This window comes from Streptomyces sp. AN091965 (assembly GCF_022698285.1).
GTDB lineage: Bacteria > Actinomycetota > Actinomycetes > Streptomycetales > Streptomycetaceae > Streptomyces.
In genome coordinates, this window is the sequence record NZ_JALDMY010000001.1 from 4575910 (window position 1) to 4594334 (window position 18425).

General features: G+C 73.6%; 17 protein-coding genes. 8 read left to right on the forward strand and 9 right to left on the reverse strand.

Features of this window, described 5'->3' with window-relative positions; translation table 11 throughout:
• The first annotated feature begins 10 nt into the window (after positions 1–10).
• Positions 11–988 carry an EamA family transporter gene (locus tag MQV74_RS19140; protein ID WP_242719313.1) on the forward strand — a complete coding sequence of 326 codons (978 nt, stop codon included), beginning with the start codon at positions 11–13 and terminating at the stop codon, positions 986–988.
• A 55-nt stretch (positions 989–1043) separates the two neighbouring features.
• Here the strand turns inward: MQV74_RS19140 and MQV74_RS19145 are convergent, their stop codons facing one another.
• Entirely contained in the window at positions 1044–2033 is a 990-nt protein-coding gene (locus tag MQV74_RS19145; protein ID WP_242719315.1) for a WD40 repeat domain-containing protein, read from the reverse strand.
• An 86-nt stretch (positions 2034–2119) separates the two neighbouring features.
• Between MQV74_RS19145 and MQV74_RS19150 the strand changes: the two genes are divergently transcribed.
• Positions 2120–2797 carry a GDSL-type esterase/lipase family protein gene (locus MQV74_RS19150; RefSeq protein ID WP_242719317.1) on the forward strand — a complete coding sequence of 226 codons (678 nt, stop codon included), beginning with the start codon at positions 2120–2122 and terminating at the stop codon, positions 2795–2797.
• Positions 2798–2946: 149 nt separating this feature from the next.
• Positions 2947–4260: a DUF418 domain-containing protein gene (locus MQV74_RS19155; RefSeq protein ID WP_242719319.1), complete on the forward strand. Its 1314-nt coding sequence runs from the start codon at positions 2947–2949 to the stop codon at positions 4258–4260.
• Here the strand turns inward: MQV74_RS19155 and MQV74_RS19160 are convergent.
• On the reverse strand, positions 4164–7667 hold the full coding sequence (locus MQV74_RS19160; RefSeq protein WP_242719321.1) for a BTAD domain-containing putative transcriptional regulator: 3504 nt from the start codon (positions 7665–7667) through the stop codon (positions 4164–4166). The genes MQV74_RS19155 and MQV74_RS19160 overlap by 97 nt on opposite strands.
• Before the next feature lie 207 nt (positions 7668–7874).
• Positions 7875–8387, reverse strand: a complete 513-nt coding sequence (locus tag MQV74_RS19165) for a carboxymuconolactone decarboxylase family protein (protein WP_242719323.1) — start codon at positions 8385–8387, stop codon at positions 7875–7877.
• A 447-nt stretch (positions 8388–8834) separates the two neighbouring features.
• Between MQV74_RS19165 and MQV74_RS19170 the strand changes: the two genes are divergently transcribed.
• Both MQV74_RS19170 and MQV74_RS19175 read left to right on the forward strand, forming a co-directional pair.
• Positions 8835–9278: a MarR family winged helix-turn-helix transcriptional regulator gene (locus tag MQV74_RS19170; protein WP_242728857.1), complete on the forward strand. Its 444-nt coding sequence runs from the start codon at positions 8835–8837 to the stop codon at positions 9276–9278.
• 139 nt (positions 9279–9417) lie between these two features.
• On the forward strand, positions 9418–10410 hold the full coding sequence (locus MQV74_RS19175; protein ID WP_242719325.1) for an aldo/keto reductase: 993 nt from the start codon (positions 9418–9420) through the stop codon (positions 10408–10410).
• 288 nt (positions 10411–10698) lie between these two features.
• Here the strand turns inward: MQV74_RS19175 and tgmC are convergent, their stop codons facing one another.
• From tgmC to MQV74_RS19195, 4 genes are all read right to left on the reverse strand, one after another.
• Positions 10699–11823, reverse strand: coding sequence for an ATP-grasp peptide maturase system methyltransferase (gene tgmC, locus MQV74_RS19180; RefSeq protein WP_242719327.1), 1125 nt, complete (start codon positions 11821–11823; stop codon positions 10699–10701).
• Entirely contained in the window at positions 11820–12785 is a 966-nt protein-coding gene (gene tgmB, locus MQV74_RS19185; RefSeq protein WP_242719329.1) for an ATP-grasp ribosomal peptide maturase, read from the reverse strand. Before tgmB ends, tgmC begins: the two co-directional genes overlap by 4 nt.
• Positions 12785–13051 (reverse strand): putative ATP-grasp-modified RiPP, encoded by a 267-nt coding sequence (tgmA, locus tag MQV74_RS19190; protein ID WP_242719330.1) that lies wholly within the window; start codon positions 13049–13051, stop codon positions 12785–12787. Before tgmA ends, tgmB begins: the two co-directional genes overlap by 1 nt.
• 84 nt (positions 13052–13135) lie before the next feature.
• Positions 13136–13558, reverse strand: a complete 423-nt coding sequence (locus MQV74_RS19195) for an ATP-binding protein (protein WP_242719332.1) — start codon at positions 13556–13558, stop codon at positions 13136–13138.
• Positions 13559–13796: 238 nt separating this feature from the next.
• Between MQV74_RS19195 and MQV74_RS19200 the strand changes: the two genes are divergently transcribed.
• A complete protein-coding gene (locus MQV74_RS19200; protein WP_242719334.1) occupies positions 13797–15062 on the forward strand; it encodes a helix-turn-helix domain-containing protein in 1266 nt (421 codons plus the stop codon).
• Positions 15059–15580, forward strand: coding sequence for an NUDIX domain-containing protein (locus MQV74_RS19205; protein WP_242719336.1), 522 nt, complete (start codon positions 15059–15061; stop codon positions 15578–15580). The genes MQV74_RS19200 and MQV74_RS19205 overlap by 4 nt, the downstream gene beginning before the upstream one ends.
• Positions 15581–15869: 289 nt before the next feature.
• Here the strand turns inward: MQV74_RS19205 and thpR are convergent, their stop codons facing one another.
• Positions 15870–16448: an RNA 2',3'-cyclic phosphodiesterase gene (gene thpR / locus MQV74_RS19210; RefSeq protein ID WP_242719337.1), complete on the reverse strand. Its 579-nt coding sequence runs from the start codon at positions 16446–16448 to the stop codon at positions 15870–15872.
• A gap of 17 nt (positions 16449–16465) precedes the next feature.
• Between thpR and MQV74_RS19215 the strand changes: the two genes are divergently transcribed.
• Positions 16466–17014, forward strand: a complete 549-nt coding sequence (locus MQV74_RS19215; RefSeq protein ID WP_242719339.1) for a GNAT family N-acetyltransferase — start codon at positions 16466–16468, stop codon at positions 17012–17014.
• Positions 17015–17064: 50 nt separating this feature from the next.
• On the opposite strand, the gene MQV74_RS19220 is transcribed toward MQV74_RS19215, so the two are convergent.
• A complete protein-coding gene (locus tag MQV74_RS19220; RefSeq protein ID WP_242719341.1) occupies positions 17065–18411 on the reverse strand; it encodes an MFS transporter in 1347 nt (448 codons plus the stop codon).
• Positions 18412–18425 lie beyond the last annotated feature (14 nt).

Genomic DNA, 18425 nt, shown 5'->3' on the forward strand with positions numbered 1-18425 from the left:
CGGGCTCGGCGTGAACGTATCGCGGACGGACGGGGCGGTGGAGGCGGCCGTGGCCGCGCCCGCCACGGTGGGGCAGCCGGAGGCGGCGGGGGCGGCCGGTGCCGTGCCCGCCACCGGGGGCGGCGGGGCGCGCGGCGCCGCGCTCGGGCCCCTCGGTCTGGTGCTCGCGGGCTGCGTCTCCGTGCAGTTCGGCGGGGCCGTCGCCGTCAGCCTGATGCCGCGCGCGGGCGCGCTCGGCATCGTGACGCTGCGGCTGTTCTTCGCCGCCGTGATCCTCCTGCTCGTGTGCCGCCCCCGGGTGCGCGGGCACTCGCGCGCCGACTGGGGCACGGTCCTGGCCTTCGGCGTCACGCTCGCCGCCATGAACGGCCTCTTCTACCAGGCCGTGGCCCGCATCCCGCTCGGCCCCGCCGTCACCCTGGAGGTGCTCGGCCCGCTCGCGCTCTCCGTCCTCGCCTCCCGCCGCCTGGTGAACGTGGTCTGGGCGGGGCTCGCCCTCTGCGGCGTCTTCCTGCTCGGCGGGGGCGGCGGCTTCGGCGGCCTCGACCGGGCCGGTGTCGCCTACGCGCTCGGCGCGGGGGCCGCCTGGGCGGTGTACATCGTCTTCAGCGCCCGCACCGGCCGCCGCTTCCCGCAGGCCGACGGGCTCGCCCTGGCCATGGCCGTCGGCGCGGTGCTCGCCCTGCCGCTGGGCATCGTGGAGTCCGGGTCCAAGCTCACCGTGCCCAGCACGCTCGGCCTCGCCGCGGCCGTCGCCGTGATGTCCTCCGTGCTGCCCTACACCCTCGAACTCCTCGCCCTCAGGCGCCTGCCCGCGTCCACCTTCGCGGTCATGATGAGCCTGGAACCGGCCATCGCGGCCGTCGCCGGCTTCCTCATCCTCGACCAGGGCCTGACCCTCGTCGAGGGCCTGGCCATCACCCTGGTCATCGCCGCCAGCATGGGCGCGGTGCGCACACAGGTGGGGCGCGGCCGGGCGAAGGCCTGAGCCGAAGGCTGAGCGCGCGGTTCCCCGCGCCCTTCGGGGCGCCGAGAACGCCCCGTCACCCGTTGCGCCGGAACAGTCTCCGCAAGCCCAACCCTGCGAGCACCACCGCGCCCAGGACCACCGCCCCCTTGGTCGCGCCGCCACTGAAACCACCGCCCCCGTCACCGGAGCCCCCGCCGTCCGACGAGCCGCCCCCGCCCCCCGCACCCTTCACCTCGACGGCCTCGACGTCGCTCTGCCCGCCCTCCGTGCCGTACATCAGGTGGCTGCCGTCGGGGCTGTACGTCACGGACTCGCCCTGGCGCTGGAGCGGGACGCGCAGTCGGCCCTCGCGCTTGATCCTGCCCTCGCCGCGCCAGGCGAAGGCGACGCCGCCGAAGTAGCCGCGCAGGGCGAGGTGCTTGCCGTCGGGCGAGAAGGCGCCGTCGGTGACCCACAGGTCGGTGCTCGCGACGCGGCGGAAGACGTTGGTGCCGGAGGTGGACAGGCGGGCCGGGCCCTCGTAGAGGGAGCCGCCGTCCTCCTTCTTGTCGGCGATGTACACGCGGCCCGTCTTGGGGTGGACCATCAGCGCCTCGGCGTCGCGCGGCCCGTCGGCGTACTTCACGACGTACTGCGTGGCGCGGACGGACTGGTCCTTGAGCTCTTTGGGCTCGGGCAGCTTGTAGACCCACACGAAGGACCACTTGCCGCCGAGGTTGTCGCCGATGTCGCCGACGTACAGGCTGCCGTCGGGGCCCATCGAGATGGCCTCGACGTCGCGCGGCTTGCCGACGCCGGTCAGGGTGATCCGGGCGACGGTCTTGCCGGTCCTGCTGTCGACGGCGTACAGGTAGGCGCCGCTGTCCTGGTCGTTGTGGGTCCAGTAGACGCCGGGGTGCGCGCGTGAGGGCACCAGGCCGCTGGACTCGGTGATGCGCGGGTCCTCGATGGTGAACCCGTCGTTGCCCGCCTTGCCGTCGGCCAGGGCGGGGCCGCCGGACGCCACCAGGACCGCAGCCACCACCGCCGCGGCCCCGGCCGCGCACACCCTCGAAGAACGCATGGCTCCCAGCCTGCCACCCCGCGCCACGACGGCAGGTGGCAAGGCTCACATCGCAGCGCACGGGCGCGATCCGCGATGATGAGCGGATGCTCAGGTTCATGTTCGTCGGCGACTCGATGACCATCGGCAGCGCCGGGGAACACACCTGGCGCTACTGGATGTGGCAGCACCTGTGCGCCACGCTCGGCGCCCCCTTCAAGGTCGTCGGCCCCCGCGAGGCCCTCTACGACAAGGTGGCAGAGGCCCCCACGTCGTACGCGTACGCCCAACCGGACTTCCCCCGGCGCCACTTGGCGGGCTGGGGCGAGGGCTGGCAGCACATGGCGCCGCTGATCGAGGACGCCGTGCGGCGCGAGCGCGCGGACGTGCTGCTCGTCTCGCTCGGCCTGATCGACCTCGGCTTCTACACCAACGCCGAGCAGACCGCCGCGAACGTCCGGGCCTTCGTGACCGCCGCCCGCACCGCCAACCCGCGCGTCGCGATCGCCGTGCTCCCCGTCATCCCCAACGTCCGCGCGCACGACGACGCCGCCTTCGCCGCCGAGGTCGCCCGCTTCAACGAGCTCCTCGCCAAGACGGTCGCCGACCTGGACACCCCGGCGTCCGCCCTCCTCCTGGCCTCGCCCCCGGACCCGTACGACATCCACTACGACACCTACGACGGCACGCACCCCAACGAGCGCGGGGAACAGAAACTGGCCGACGCCTACGCGTCCGCCCTGGCCCAGGCCTGGGACCTCGGGACGGTCCCGGCACCGCGCTAGGGCCACCGTCCGGACCGGCGTCCCCCGTCCGGCCGTCGTCCTTCGGCGCGGCCCCGCCGTCTTTCGGCGCCCCGGCCCTCGCCTTTCGGCATCCGCTCCTAGCCGGAAGGCCGACGCCGGGGAGACGGCCCGCTTCCTAGGTTCGGGGCATGACGGTCCTGACTCCTCCCACTCGCGCCACCGAGCGGGCCCTCGCGCCGGACGTCGCGCGCGGCCTGATGCTGCTGCTCATCGCCCTGTCGAACACCGCCTTCCACCTGTGGCGGGCCGAGCACGGGCCCTCGGGGTGGCAGCCCGTGGACGGGTCGTGGCTCGACCACGTGGTGCAGTTCCTGATGATCATGACCCTGGACCTGCGGATCTACCCGCTGTTCGCGTTCCTCTTCGGGTACGGGATGACGCAGATGTATCTGCGCCAGACCGGGCACGGCACCACCGGGCGGGCCGCCGTGGGCGTGCTGCGCAGGCGCAGCCTGTGGATGGTCGCCATCGGCCTCGCGCACTCCGCGCTCCTGATGGCGGGCGACATCATCGGCTTCTACGGCGTCCTGAGCCTCGTCCTCGGCTGGATCTTCGTGCGCAGGAGCGACCGGGCCCTGAAGTGGTGGATCTGGATCGGCGTCGCGCAGACGCTCCTGCTCACGCTGGCTCCGGTCGTCGCCGCGCTGCTGCGCGGGGACCTGTGGTCGCTCGGGGACGCGGGCGCCGAGCCCGGCTACCTCGCCTACGGGGCGGACGAGAACAGCTGGCTCACCGCTGCCGGCACGCGCGGCACGACCGGCCTCTTCGTCACCTTCGGCGCCTCGCTGCTGTCCCTGGTCGGCGGCGGGTACCTCGTCTTCCTGCTGGGGTTCTGGGCCGCGCGGCGGCGGATCCTGGAGGAGCCGGGCCGCCATCTGCCGCTGCTGCGCCGCACCGCGGTGATCGGCGTCGCGGTGGGCTGGCTCGGCGCGCTGCCCGCGGCCCTCGCCCACGTCGGGGCCCTCCGCGTACCGGACGACGCGCAGAGCGAGGAGGGCGCCCTGACGACGCTGCGGGACCTCACCGGCACCGCGGGCGGCATCGGATACGTGGCCGCGATCGCGCTGTTCGTCGTGTGGTGGACGAACCGCTCCCCGCGCCCCGGCGCCCCGGCCGTCGCGGCGGTCGCGGCCGTCGGCAAGCGGTCGATGTCCTGCTACCTCGCCCACTCCCTCCTCTTCGCCCCGCTCCTCGCGGCCTGGGGCCTCGGCCTCGGCGCGCACCTGAGCAGCGCGACCATGGCTCTCGTCGCGACGGCCGTGTGGCTGGTGACCGTCGCGGGCGCGTACGCGCTGGAGAAGGCCGGACGGCGGGGCCCGGCGGAGGCGCTGCTGCGGCGCCTCGCCTACGGCGCGGGCGCGGGCGCGGGCACCCGGAAGGCGGACCCGGACGACGGGGCCCGGAACGCGGACGCCGGAGCCAGCCTGCGCAGCCCCCGCTGAGCCTGGTCCTGCCAGTGCGGGGCGCCGGCCCGGCGCGCCAGGGACAGGGCCTGGCAGTAGTGCGAGACGGCGTCGTCCGCGCGGCCCAGGTGCTCGGCGATCTCCCCGAGGTACTGGGCGACCGGGCCGAGCGTGACCATCCCGGACCCGGCGCCCGCCAACTCGTCGGCGGCGGGCAGGAGTTCCTCGTACGCCGCCTCCGCGAGGTCGTCCTCGCCGAGCCGGACGGCGGCGAGCCCGGCGGCCGCGAGGCGCAGCTCGTACAGGAAGTCCCGGCGCATGGTGAGGAGTTCGGGCAGCAGCGCGCGGGCCCGCGCGCCGCGCCCGGCGGCGGCGAGGGTCAGCGCGTGGGTGGCGCCGCAGCCCGCGCCGCGCCCCCACGTCTCGTACTCGCGCAGCGACAGGTCCACGTGCTCGGCCAGGCGGCCGTCCTGTTGGCGCAGGCAGAACAGCGCGAGCCCGTACACGGCGTGCTCGGCGCCCCACAGGCCGAGCCCGCCGATCCCGTCGCGCGCGGCGGCGTAGCGCCGCCCGGCCTCGTCGTGCCGGTGGGCGGCCGCCGGGCGCAGCGCCCCGTACAGGGTGGGGACGAGGCCGAGCGCCGGCATGCCGAGCCCGGCGGCAAGCCCGCGCACGGCCGCCGCCTGCTCGTCCGCCTCGCGGAACGCGGCCCGGGCGGCGTGCGCCTGGAGCAGCGCGGTACGGGCCACCGCCTCGGCCGCGCCGAGGCCCGCGCCCCGGGCGACGGACAGCATCTCCTCGGCGACGCGGGCGCGGCGCGGTGCGAGCCCCGCGGCGCCGTACGTCTGCAGGAGGCGGCTGTTCAGCGCGTGGACGAGCAGCCGCGGATCGCCGGTGCGGCGGGCGAGGCGCTCGGCCTCGGCGGCCGCGCGCACCGCCCGCTCCCCGCCGAAGCCGTCGAGCTCGCGGGCGAGGACGGCATGCATCCGGCACCGCAACTCGACCTCGGAATCCGGTAGTTCGGCGAGGAGGCGCTCCACCGCCCCGGTGACCCGCGGGTCGGGCCCGGCGGCGTAGTCGCGGTGGAACCAGAGGGTGGGCATGTCGTCGCAGGCCACGAGGCGCGCGAGGGCTTCGGGGGCGCCGCCCGCGGGGAAGCGCTCCAGGGCGCTGACGCGCTGGGCCCGCGCGCCCTGGAAGTCACCGGCGGACGTGAGGCTGCGGACCAGGCCGACGACGAGCGCGGGGCCCTCGGGACCGGCCACCAGCGGGGCGGTGCCGAGGCGTTCGTGGACGACGAGCGCGCGCCGCCACAGCCGCGCGGCCTCCTGGTGGTCGCCGCCCTGCCGGGCGGCGGTGGCGGCGGCGTCCACGTGCCGGACGGCGCCCTCCACGTCGCGGGGGCCCGCGGACTCCAGGCGATGGTGGGCGAGCGCGCCCAGGTCGTCCGGGCGCAGCCGCTCCACGGCGTCGGCGGCGCGGGCGTGCCAGTGGGCGCGGCGCAGCCGGGAGGTCTCCTGGTAGAGGGTGTCGCGGACGAGGGCGGAGGCGAAGCGGAGGCGGCCGGGCCCCGGTTCGCCGAGCAGGCCGGAGCCCAGGGCCTCCTCCAGGTGTTCGACGGCGGAGCCGCCGTGGTGGGCCGGGCCGCCCTCGCCGTCCGCGGCGCACATCTCCAGAAAGACATCGATGTCGAGGTCCGTTCCGGCGACGGCCGCCCGCCGCAGCATGCCCTGCGCGCCGGAGCTCAGCGCCCCGAGCCGGTGCCGGATCACATCGGCCACACCGGGCGGGACCCGGGTCAGGGCGGCCTCCACGCCCTCGGCCGCGAGCAGCCGTGCGGTCTCCCGTACGAAGAAGGGGTTGCCGCCGGTGCGCTCGGCGAGGCGGCGGACGGTGTCCTCGTCGAGGTCGGGGGCGGGCTCCCCGGCGTGTCCCGCCAGCTCGCGCAGGACGGCGCCGACGGCGGTCGCGTCGAGGCCCTGGAGTTCCATCCGGGCCGGTTCGCAGCGGGCGAGCGCGGCGAGGGTGTCGCGGACCGCGTCGGTCAGCTCCTCCGTGCGGAAGGTGACCAGGAGCAGGACGGGGCTCTCCGCCAGGGCCGTGGGCAGTCGGCGCAGCAGCGTGAGGGTGTCGTCGTCGGCGTGGTGCAGGTCCTCCAGGACGACGGCGAGGGGGGCGCGGCGGGCGACGGCGGCGAGGTGCGCGGTGGCGGCGGTGTGCGTACGGAACCGGGCGGCCTCGGCGTCGGCCCCGGCCCCCGCTCCGGCGGCGGGGTCGAGGAGCGGGGCGAGGGCGGGCGGGGCCGGGTGCCCGTCGGCGACGAGCGTGCGCAGGAGCTCCGCCCAGGGGTGCGCGGGCGGGGCGCCGGTCTCCTCCGGGCAGCGCCCTCGGGTGGCGGTCCAGCCGTGGGTGGCGGTGAGCGCGTGCGCGGCCGCCTCGGCGAGGGCGGTCTTGCCGGTGCCGGGGGCGCCGCCCACGAGGGCCACGCGGAGCGCGCCGCCCTTGGCCGCGTGCTGGGCCTCTTGGGCGAGGCGCTCCAGGGCCTCGGCTCTGCCGGGCAGTTCGGCGGGGGCTTCTTGAGCGGTGCGGGGCGCCTCGGGCCGTGCCCAGGTGTCCCGCCCGGCGGGACGGCCGCCCGCGGCGGGAACGACGGCCGACGGCGGGACGACGTGCTCCACGGCCCCCGCCAGGCTTCCGCACTGGCGGAGGATGTCCTCCTCCAGGGTCCGCAGCGCGGGGCCGGGGTCGATGCCCAGCTCCTCCTTGAGGACGGCGCGGGCCGTGCGCAGGGCGGAGAGGGCGTCGGCCTGGCGCCCGGTGCGGTACAGGGCGAGGGCGAAGAGCCGCCAGCCCTCCTCGCGCAGCGGGTGGGCCCGGGTGTGGGCCTCCAGGTCGGCGACGACCCGGGCGGCCGCGCCGAGGGCGAGCTCCGCGTCGGCGAGGCGCTCGGCCGCGAGCAGCCGCAGCTCGCTGAGCCGGGTCACCTCGGGCGCGGCCCAGGCCTCCGCCGCGAACTCCGCGTACGCGCCGCCCCGCCACAGCTCCAGGGCGGCGGTGAGCCGGTCCCTGGTCTCGGCGGCCCGGCCCGGCGCGGACGGCTCCGCGGCCCGGCGCACGAGGTCCTCGAAGCGCCAGGCGTCGACCGCCGCGAGGTCGAGGCGCAGCGCGTAGCCGGGCGGCGCGGTGACCAGGGTGCGGGGCGGGGTGCGGGTGGGGCGGCCGGGTTCGAGTGCCTTGCGGAGCGTGGAGACGAGGGTGCGCAGGGAGCCGAGCGCCCGCTCGGCGGGGGTGTCCCGCCACAGGTCGTCGATGAGCTGGTCGAGCGGCACGACCCGGCCGCGGGCCATGAGCAGCCGGGCCAGGACGGCCCGGTGGCGCGGGCCGCGCAGGTCGGCGCGGCGGCCGTCGTCCCAGGCCTCCACCGCCCCCAGTACGCGCAGTTCCATCACAGCGTTCCCCCTTCGGCGCAGGGGGACGCGGCCGCGCCGGTCAACGCGGCGGGATGGTGTTCCCCCCAGGGCCGGTCCTCACCGCGCTCGTTCTCCCCCGAGCCCGGCGTGTCGGCCGCGGCGTCCATTGGACGCGGGCGGCTCACCCCGCGTCAATTCGCTGCCCATTCCCGGCGGGTCATGCTGTTTGCGCAGGCCCGGGGGTCAGGCTGCGCGGGTGAGCCGGTTCGCGAGGGTGGACATCGTGTACGTGCCGATGCCGAGGACCACCTCCAGGGCGTTCCGCTCGGTGTAGCCGTGGTCCAAGAACTCCTGGACCTCCTCGTCGTCGACGCCGCCCGCGGTGGCGAGGACGCGGAGGGCGAAGCGGCGTACGGCTTCGAGGTCCTCGTGGCCCGCGGGCAGCGGGCGCTCCTCGCGCAGGGCCCTGATGAGGTCGGTGCCCGCGCCCAGCTTCCGCAGTTTGCCGGTGTGCAGGGTGACGCACACATGGCAGTCGTTGCGTACGGCGACGGTCATGACGACGGTCTCCCGAGCGAGCGGAGCCAACGTGGAGCGCTCGAAGGCCTCGCTCAGCTCCAGGAACCCGGTGAGCAGTTCGGGCGAGGCGGCCAGCTTGGCGACGGCGTCGGGCAGCCGCCCGAAGGCGCGGGTCACGGCCTCCATGGCGGGGCGGGCGGCGGGCGGTGCGGTGTCCGGGGTGTGCGGGGCGAACAAGGCGGACGACTCCCTAAGGTGGACAACATGGTTGACGAAAAGAAGGTAAACCAGGTTGTCGAAAAGGGGAAGCCCCGAGGGATGGCCGCCAGGACGGCTGAGGGCAAGGCCGACGGGACGACCGACGGGAAGCCCGCAGAGACGACCGGCGGAAAGCCTGCGGAGACGACCGACAGGAAGCCCGCGGAGACGACCGGCAGCAAGCCCGCCCGCACGACCACAGGGAAGGCCGTGACGACCGACGGGAAGACCGTCAGCACGGCCGCGGGGAAGGGCGACGGGACGACCGTCAGCACGGCCGCAGGGAAGGGCGACGGGACGACCGACAGGACGACCACACGAACGGCCGACGGGAAGACCGTCAGGACGGCGGCAGGGAAAGGCGACGGGACGGACGAGGGAACGGCGGCCGAAGAGGGGGCCGGGCGGGAGACGCCCGGCTACGAGCTGCCGCTGCTCCTCTTCGCGGGCTTCCGCACCCTGATCGACCGCCTGCACGCCGAGCTCGCCCGCCAGGGCCACCCGGACGTGCGCCCCGCGCACGGCTTCGCGATGCAGGCGATCGGCGCCGCCGGGGCCACGGCCAGCGACGTCGGGCGCCGCCTCGGCGTCTCCAAGCAGGCCGCGGGCAAGACCGTCGACCGCCTCATCGCCCTCGGCTACGCCGAGCGCGCCGCCGACCCCGCCGACGCCCGCCGCAAACTGGTCCGCCTCACCCCGCACGGCCTCGACGCCCTGGCCCGCTCGGCGGCGGTCTTCGACGAGCTGCGCGCCGAGTGGGCGCGGACCCTGGGCCCCGGCCGCGTACGCGCCCTGGAGGACGACCTGCGCGCGGTCGTCCCGGCGGAGGCGTTCCGCCTGGACGCGGCGGGGTGGCTGGGCGGGGCGTGACCTCACGGAGGTGCGGCGCGCACGTCCGTACGCGTCCTCGGCCCGTACGCGTCGTCGTACTGCGCGGCTGCACGCGGCAGAGAGGCGTTCCCCCGGGCCCCTTGCTTCGAGCGCACTTCAAGCCGTTGGCTTGGACCCCATGAAGTACACGCAGCTGGGACGCACCGGACTCAAGGTCAGCCGACTCACCCTCGGGACCATGAACTTCGGGCCGCAGACGGACGAAGCCGACAGCCACGCCATCATGGACGCCGCGCTGGACGCGGGGATCAACTTCTTCGACACCGCCAACGTGTACGGCTGGGGTGCGAACAAGGGCCGCACCGAGGAGATCATCGGCAGCTGGTTCGCCCGGGGCGGCGGGCGGCGCGACAAGGTCGTGCTCGCCACGAAGCTGTACGCCAACATGGCCGCCGACGGGACCCCGCCCTGGCCCAACCACGACCTCCTCTCGGCCGTGAACATCCGCCGCTCCGTCGAGGCCTCGCTCCGGCGCCTCCAGACCGACCACATCGACGTCTACCAGTTCCACCACATCGACCGGAACACCCCGTTCGAGGAGATCTGGCAGGCCATCGACGTCCTCGTACAGCAGGGCAAGATCCTGTACGCGGGGTCGAGCAACTTCCCCGGCTACAAGATCGCCCAGGCCAACGAGACCGCGCGCCGCCTCGGCAGCTACGGCCTCGTCAGCGAGCAGTGCCTGTACAACCTCGCGGAGCGGCGCGCCGAGATGGAGGTCGTCCCGGCCGCGCGGGAGTACGGCCTCGGCGTCATCCCCTGGTCGCCGCTGCACGGCGGGCTGCTCGGCGGCATCCTGAAGAAGGAGGTCAGCGGCGGGCGGCGGGCCGAGGGCCGGGCCGCGGAGGCGCTGGCCGACGACAGCGTGCGGGCGCGGATCCAGGCGTACGAGGACCTGCTCGACAAGCACGGCCTCGCGCCCGGCGAGGTGGCCCTGGCGTGGCTGCTCACCCGCCCCGGCGTCACCGGGCCGATCGTCGGGCCGCGCACGGCCGAGCAGCTCACGTCGGCCCTCCGGGCGGTCGACCTCGACCTCACCGCGGAGCTCCGCACGTCCCTCGACGAAATCTTCCCGGGCCCGGGCCCGTCCCCGGAGGCCTTCGCCTGGTAGCCCCGGGACCACGGGGCGGATCCTGGGCTGGATCCCGCCCCGCCCCGGCGGCGCCCCGGCCCGCTCCACGCCCGTCGTACGCGCCTCGCCCGGCGGGGGCAGCTACCTTCCGGCTGCCGCCGCCAGTGCCACCACGACGAACATCAACACGAGCACACCGGCCATGATCCGGTTCCTGGTCTTGGGATCCACGCCATCGAGCGTAACCGCCCCACCGGATCCCCCACGGGGCGCCCAGCCCCAGCGCCCTTCAGGGAGGGCCGGGCACTCTTGTCATGGAGAAGGGGTTCAGACCGGAAGGTTCCAGACGGGCCCGTCGGGCGTCCCGAGCCATACACGTTGGGTGCCGTCCGGGTCCACGGTCAGGCCAAGGCCGGAGTGTGGGGGTGACCCCGCGTCCTGCCAGGCGGTGAGAGCGTCTTCCACCTGGTCCCAGAGGCGAAGAGGGCCGTGCTGGTGCACGGTCGAGGCACCTCCTGCCGGTTCGGTCCACGCCTGTGATCCGGTGGCGACGTCCACGAGGATCACCCCCGTGCCGTTGGTCATGAGTTCGGCGGACGGTGCGGCGAGCTGAGAGAGGAACTGACCGGTCCAGTCTTCCAGGAGCGCGGGGTTCACGCGGGTGGCCCGGGTGCGGCCGGGATGCTGGTGGAAGGTGGGGCGAGGCGGGCGTTCGTGGGGGCGGGCGAGCATGTAGCTGATCTGGTCGGTGTGGAAGCGGCCGGTGGCGGTGCCGTCGTCCTGGACGGTGAGGCGGACGAGTCCGGAGGCGAGCATCCATCCACTGATGGTGGTGGTGATGGTTCCACCGACGCGTACTTGGCGGAGCCAGGCCGGGGGGATGTGGCGGACGGCACAGGTGGCCACGACGTGGTCGTATTCGGCGTCGTCCTTGTGTCCGGCGAGTCCGTCGCCGGTGATCAGGGTGGGGTGATACCCGGCGGCGTGGATGTGGTCGGCCGCCGCGGCGGCCAAGCCCGAGTCGTACTCGATGGAGTACACGTTGTTGTCGCCGAGGCGGCTGCACAGGACGGCGGTGGAATAGCCGGTGCCGGTACCGATCTCCAGCACTTTGTGCCCCTCGCTGATCCCAGCGATGTCGAACATGCGCACGATCAGGGAGGGGAGCGTGCTGGACGAAGTGGGGTGGCCGGTGACGGGCCCAGTGGCGTCGGCGGCGGTGATGCCGTCGACCTGGGTGACCCAGGTCGCATCGCGGTGGACGAGCCCCAGCCACGTTCCGGGATCGGCCTGGTCGCGGCTCATGGGGGTCCACTGACTGCCGTCGAAGCGGAACAGGGCGTTGCCGAGGAAGAGTTCGCGGGGCACCGCTTCGATGGCTGCACGCCATGCAGGGTCGTCCGTGGAGACGGCGGCGGCGAGTTGGCGGCGCAGGTCCGCAGAGTCGGTCATACGAGGGCTCCGTGCTGCAGGTGGTCGGCGATGGCTCGGGTGAGGGGAGCGGTGATGCGGTCGGGGAACCAGGCCCATTGACCGTTGGGGTTGCACTCGTACCAATGCCAGGCGCCATCACGGTCCAGGCCGAAGTCGAAGGCGCCGAAGACGAGTCCGAAAGCGTCGAGGTAGGCCTGCACGCCTTTGACGATGGCTGGAGGGACGGGCATGGGGGTATAGGTGAGCCGGTCGTAATGGCGACGCCAGTCCACGCCAGGTGAGCCGTCTATGCGGATGGCGGTGAGGTTGTCGCCGACAGCGGTGAGACGGACATCGGCGGACTTGCTGACGCGCTGCTGAAACAGGTGCGCCGTGCGGTGCAGGCGGTTGTCGATCTGGCCTGGGGTGACGTCCTCGATCCACACGGTCAGCGCGCGGCCGGTGTCGTCGGCGTACTCGGTTTCTCTGAGCGGCTTGTAGACGATCGGCCCATGTTCGGCAGCGAAGGTGCGGGCGCGGTCGGGGTCGTTGGTGATGAGCGTGGGTGGCACGGTGAAGCCGCAGGCGGCGGCCGTGGCCAGTTGCGCCGGCTTGTGCTCGGCATCCCTATTGCGCCATGGGTGGTTCAGGTAATACGCGCCGGGGAGTGCGGCGAGGATGCCGCCGAGCCCGTAGCGGGCTTCTTCGACAGCCCATCGGCCGGTCTGCTTGTCCATGGCGAGGTCAGCGGCATAGGGGGTGGGCCGCCGCCAGTACACCGAGCGGACGTTCCCCAGGTCGACGTTCCGGGACGCGGTGGTGAGAGTGCCGTCGATCCCCATGCTGTCAAAGGTGCCCGACAGGGTCACCTCGCGGGGGAAGTCGCCGGGGTCCAGGCGGACCACCGGCACGCGACGCTGGTTCAGTTCGGTGATCACTTCATCCGCGGTGGAGTCGTCCAGGCCCGTGACGACGAGGACGGGCGGACCATCCACAGCCATCAGTCAGAGTCCCCGGTTTGGTCGTTCCCCTGATCCGGCGTGCCGTCCAGGCTGGTCTTCGTACTCGTCTCCCGTGATGTCTCCGACCGCTTGTGCCTGGCCTCCACTGTCAGCGGTGTGCCGTCGGGGCCGACCCACGCCGGGACCTGCGTGTGCGGGTCGAGGACGGGTCGGGCGGCGGAGAGGATGGCCGCAGCCGGGTAGGGACGCATGCGTCCGAGTCCCCAGGGCTTGACCTGGTCCAGTGACGTCGAGGGCTGTTGCATGAGTGTCCTCTTCTCTGAGGCGATCCAGCAGTGGTGGCCGCCGCCCGGTGCTTCCGAACGGCGAGAGGGGCCCGGCCGGGCCGGTCATTGGTCGCCGGCCTTCGTCGTGACCTCAGCCCAGACGCGCTTGCCCCAGGGAAGGAGATCGGTTCCCCAGCAGTCGGAGAGGGCGTCCACGAGGAGGAGGCCACGGCCGCCGACGGCATCCGGTCCCACGATGTGCAGCTCAGGTCTGCGGCGGGACTTGTCGACCACGGCGACGCGGAGCCGGTCGGGGCACGGCTGCTCGGCGATCACCCGGACGTGGTGCGAGTGGCCGTGACGGACTGCGTTGGTGACGATTTCGGAGATCAGGAGCGCTCCGGTCTCTGCGGCGTCCTGATCAATGCCCCACTCCGTGCACACTTCGCGGACCATCTGACGCGCCGCCGGAACGGTGGCGGCCTCGCTCGCGAGGGTGGCGCTCTGGCGTGGGTGGTGTCCTGGTCCGACTCGCTCGTTGCTCATGGTCATCGTCACGCCTTGGGCTGGGCGGCGGGGGAAGCCCTGCCCACGTGCCTCGGGGGGAGAACGTGCGGGCGGGGCGGCGCCGAGGCGCGTTCACGGACGCGCTTCCCGGCGGCTGGCAGTAAGCCAACGCGCAGCGAAGGGGGCGAGGAGACTCCACAAGGCGACTCCAACACGGAGTCAGATCAACGACGTTGGTCCTAGCATCGAATTCACTCGCTACTCGGGGGAGTTGCAGATGGACCGTCTGTCACCGGACCCGCGTGAGGTCGTCGCCGGTCTGCTCGGGGACGAACGCCTGCTCCATGCGTGCGCCGAGCGGGACATGGGCACGGTGTTCCGGATGCTCAATGCGCGCGGTATCAGTACACGGCGCATCGCCGCCGCCGTCGACATCACACAGGGGCGACTGTACGAGTACATGAACGGCAAGAGCCGGGTGGCGAAGCTGACCCTGTTCGAGCAGATCGCCGACGCTTTCCACATCCCCGGCCAGCTGCTCGGGCTGGCTCGACGCCGGTGGGAACCCGCGTCGACAACCGCCGGGCACGACAGGACGGACCGGCCGCCGCCGGACGGTGACGACTTGGTGGCTATGGATCACTTCCGCAGAGCTGACCGGCAAACTGGCGGCGGCCGGTTGTACGGGGCTGTCATCCGGCACTTGTCGGACCAGGTGGCACCCCGGCTGGTCGACATCGGCAGCAGTCCGCAAGTGTTCGCCGCCGCGGCCGCGCTGACCGAAATGGCGGGCTGGATGGCTCACGACTCCGGTCATGATGACCGCGCGGCCCGGCACTTCGCCCGTGCCCTCCCTCTGGCCCGCACCGCCGGTGACCTCCCGTTGGCCGCACACATCGCTGCGAGCAGCAGCCACCTTGCCCTGGAGACCGGGGACACAGCCGGGGCTGTCGGCTGGGCACGGGCCGGGCTCGACCTGGCCGCGCAGGGGCCTCGAATTCCCGCGCTGACAGCGCGACTGCACACCATGCGGGCGCGTGCGCTGGCCGCCGCGTCTCAGCACGCCTCGGCCCGCCACGCGCTGGAGGCCGCGCACCGTGACATGGAGGCGACGCCTGCCGCTGATCACCCGTGGCTGAGCCCGTTCGACGCCGCCGCGCTCGCCAGCGAGTCAGCTCTGGCCCTGCGTGACCTGGAGCAGTACGACGAGGCGCTGGCGCACGCCGAACAGGGTGTTGCGCTGCGCGAGGCGGGTCGGGCACGCTCCCTGGCTCTCGGCCGGATCAGCCTGGTGGACATCCACGTGCGCCGGGGTGACCTGGACGCCGCAGTATGCGTCGGCCACGACCTGCTCAGTACGAGCCCGGCTCTCGGTTCAATCCGGGTGGTGCGGCAACTCGACGAGTTGCGCGGGCTGCTGGAGCCGCACCGGGGGCACCGGCCGGTCCGGGAGTACCTGGCTCGGTTCGATGACGCGCGCCGCGCCAGAATGCTCCTGCTGGCCGATCTGATCCCGCCGTCTCCGGGAGGCACTACCGCATGAGGCCCACAGCGCCCGACCCCGCCGACACCGACGCGTGGCATGCGTACCTCGCGGAGGGCAACGCCAAGCAGGCCCGCAAGCGCGTGGCGGCAGACGTGCTGATGCGGGACCACTCCGGCCGAGTGCTCCTGGTGAACCCCACCTACAAACCGGGATGGGATCTGCCCGGTGGGATGGCGGAGGCCAACGAACCGCCGGAGGACACGGTACGCCGTGAGCTGATGGAGGAACTCGGCCTACGCGTCACACTGCTCGGGCTGCTGGTGGTGGACTGGGTGGCCCCACACGGCCCCTGGGACGATCAGCTCGCGTTCGTCTTCGACGGCGGCACCCTGGACGAGGACCAGGCCCACCGGCTGCGGCCACGAGACGACGAGCTGTCCGAGGCCGCCTTCGTCACGGCCGCCGAAGCCGCCAGTCGCCTTCGGGACCGCATCCGGCGCCGGTTCGAGCACGCCCTGAAGGCACTGGACGCGGGGCAGCCGCTGTACCTCCGCGACGGCGCACCCCTCATCTGATCAGCAGTGGTCCTCGCCTACGCCTCACTGAGGGCGATCACTTTCCGGCTGCCGCCGCCAGTGCCACCACGACGAACATCAGCACGAGCACACCGGCCATGATCCGGTTCCTGGTCTTGGGATCCACGCCTTCGAGCCTAACCACACCGCTGCACTCCCCCACGGGGTGCCCTGCCGAACAGCCGAAGGACGGTGTGCAAGCCCCCAGGTCGGGGCTCGGCCGGTGGGTGGGGTGGCACAGGTGGCTGGGAGAAGCCCCGCCGGAGAAGCCCCGCCGGAGAGGCCTCCCTCAGCCTTGGAGGGGCCAGGTGGTCAGGGGCTCGTAGCGGGGGCGAGCCCCCCGCAGCCCGGCCCGGGGCAAGTGGCTGCGGACGAGCGCCAGCTCCCCCACCTCCCACCCGCTCCCCGAGAACCCCCCGAGCCCCTCCACGAACGGCCGCAGCCCCACCTCCCCCCGCCCCCGCGCCAGGGTGAGGTGGGGATGGAACCCCCGCCCCCCGGCCCCGGCCGAGGCGTCGGCCAGGGCACCGGCCCTGCGCCCCGCCGCATCCACCCGCCCCGCAAGCAGCCGAAGCGCGGCGACCTCCCCGGCCACCCCCGCCCACAGCGCCCGGTCCCCGAACCGCCCACCCCCACACAGCGCGAGCGCGAACGGCGCGGTGCGCCCGGCCGCCCGCCCGAGGCGCGCGCCGAGGTCGGGCACGACCCCGTCGTCGACCTCACCGAGGAACGCAAGCGTCAGATGCCATCCGGCACGCTCGGTCCAGCGCAGCGCCCCCGCGTCGGGCAGCTGCTTCAAGTCGTCCACGCGTCCGGCGAGTTCGGCCACCACGGGCTCCGGGGGCAGCACCGCCACGAAGAGTCTCATGCGGCTAGCCTGCCCTGATGGACAGCAACAGCACAGATCGCTCCGCCCCCTCCGGCCCCATACGCGTACGGACAGGAGACGCCGACGACGTACCCGTGTTCCTCGGTCTGCTCGACAGCGCCGCCGAGTGGCTGGTGGCCCAGGGGTACACGAAGCAGTGGGGCACCGAGCCGCTGTCGGCGAATCCGCGGGTGGTGGAGTCCGTGGAGAAGTACCTCGCCGCGGGCACGCCGTGGATCGCCGAGGTGGACGGGGTGCCCGCGGGCATGCTGATGCTCACCGACAGCCCCACCGACTACGTGGCGCCGGTCGACGAGCCCGAGCGGTACGTGCACTACCTCGCCACCGCCGGGCGCTTCGCGGGCCTGGGCGTGGGCAGGACGCTCCTGGCCCGCGCCGCGGCCGAGACCCGCGCGCAGGGCGTGTCCCTGCTGCGGGTCGACTGCTACGCGGGCAACGGCGGCAGGCTCGTCGCGTACTACGAGAGCAACGGTTTCGTCCGTACGGAGACCTTCACGGCGAAGGACGGCACCTGGCCGGGCCAGGTCCTGGCCATGCGGGTCTGAGCGCGGCCCGGCCCCGGCCCGCGTACGGGACCGGGGCTCGGGGGGCCGGCTCACGCCGCCGGGGCCAGGGCCACCTCGCGCGGCACGAAGCGCACGTGCTGGCGGCCCCGGCGCAGATCCACCTTCAGGCGCAGATTGGCCGCGCGCGCCAGGCCGAGGCCGACGCCGAGCGAGGCCACCGCGACGACGAGACCGCCGAGCGCGAAGCTCACGCGGACCCCGTAGGTGTCGGTGAGCCAGCCGAAGAGCGGCCCGCCGAAGGGGGTGCCGCCGACGAACACCATCATGAACAGGCTCATCACGCGGCCCCGCATCTCGGGGTCGGTGGCCATCTGCACCGAGGAGTTCGCGGTGACGTTGACGGTCAGGCCGATCGCGCCGACGGGGATGAGCAGCGCCGCGAAGACGTACGCGTTCGGCACGGCGGCCACGGCGATCAGGGCGACGCCGAAGAGTCCCGCCGTGGCGGTGAGCATCCGCAGCCTGGACGTCCGGCGCCGGGCGGCGAGCAGCGCACCGATCAGCGAACCGGCCGCCATCAGCGTGGTGAACGCCGCGTACATGCCGGAGCCGCCGTGGAAGACGTCGTCGGCGTACGCGCTCAGCCAGATCGGGAAGTTGAAGCCGAACGTGCCGATGAACCCGATCAGGACGATGGGCCAGATCAGCTCCGGGTGCGCGCGCACATAGGCCAGGCCCTCGCGCAGCTGGCCCTTGCCGCGGCGCGGGGCGAGCGGGCTGCGGGTCAGCTCGCCGGTGCGCATGAGCAGCAGACCGGCGATCGGCGCGAGGAAGGACAGGCCGTTGGCGAGGAACGCCCAGCCGGGTCCGACGGCGGCGGTGACGACGCCCGCGACGGCGGGGCCGATGAGCCGCGCGGACTGGAAGTTGGCCGAGTTCAGGCTGACGGCGTTGCGCACCTGGTCCGGGCCGACCAGCTCGGAGACGAAGGACTGGCGGGTGGGGTTGTCGACGACGGTGACGAGGCCGGTGAAGAAGGCCGTCACATAGACGTGCCAGACCTGGACGTGGCCCGTGAGGGTCATCGCGGCCAGGAACAGGCCGCCGAGGCCCATGGCTCCCTGGGTGACGAAGAGCAGGTTCCGCTTGGCGAACCGGTCGGCGATCACACCGCCGTACAGGCCGAAGAGCAGCATCGGCAGGAACTGCATGGCCGTCGTGATGCCGACGGCCGCGGAGGACCCGGTGAGGCTGAGGACCAGCCAGTCCTGGGTGATGCGGGCCATCCAGGTGCCGGTGTTCGACACGACGGCCCCGGCCGCGAAGAGCCGGTAGTTCCGGATCCGCAGCGAGCTGAACATGGAGGTCTTGGAGCGGACGGTTTGGTCGAGGGCGGTTGGTGCGGGGGCGGAGTCTGCTCCGGATCCCGTACTCAAAGGGGTTCGCCTCC

Coding starts and splice junctions, on each gene's coding strand:
- MQV74_RS19215 (WP_242719339.1), top strand. CDS start 16,466: ATGGACAGCAACAGCACAGATCGCTCCGCCCCCTCCGGCCCCATACGC.
- MQV74_RS19155 (WP_242719319.1), top strand. CDS start 2,947: ATGACGGTCCTGACTCCTCCCACTCGCGCCACCGAGCGGGCCCTCGCG.
- MQV74_RS19205 (WP_242719336.1), top strand. CDS start 15,059: ATGAGGCCCACAGCGCCCGACCCCGCCGACACCGACGCGTGGCATGCG.
- tgmB (WP_242719329.1), bottom strand. CDS start 12,785: ATGGCTGTGGATGGTCCGCCCGTCCTCGTCGTCACGGGCCTGGACGAC.
- tgmA (WP_242719330.1), bottom strand. CDS start 13,051: ATGCAACAGCCCTCGACGTCACTGGACCAGGTCAAGCCCTGGGGACTC.
- MQV74_RS19175 (WP_242719325.1), top strand. CDS start 9,418: ATGAAGTACACGCAGCTGGGACGCACCGGACTCAAGGTCAGCCGACTC.
- MQV74_RS19145 (WP_242719315.1), bottom strand. CDS start 2,033: ATGCGTTCTTCGAGGGTGTGCGCGGCCGGGGCCGCGGCGGTGGTGGCT.
- MQV74_RS19160 (WP_242719321.1), bottom strand. CDS start 7,667: ATGGAACTGCGCGTACTGGGGGCGGTGGAGGCCTGGGACGACGGCCGC.
- MQV74_RS19150 (WP_242719317.1), top strand. CDS start 2,120: ATGCTCAGGTTCATGTTCGTCGGCGACTCGATGACCATCGGCAGCGCC.
- tgmC (WP_242719327.1), bottom strand. CDS start 11,823: ATGACCGACTCTGCGGACCTGCGCCGCCAACTCGCCGCCGCCGTCTCC.
- MQV74_RS19200 (WP_242719334.1), top strand. CDS start 13,797: ATGGACCGTCTGTCACCGGACCCGCGTGAGGTCGTCGCCGGTCTGCTC.
- MQV74_RS19195 (WP_242719332.1), bottom strand. CDS start 13,558: ATGAGCAACGAGCGAGTCGGACCAGGACACCACCCACGCCAGAGCGCC.
- thpR (WP_242719337.1), bottom strand. CDS start 16,448: ATGAGACTCTTCGTGGCGGTGCTGCCCCCGGAGCCCGTGGTGGCCGAA.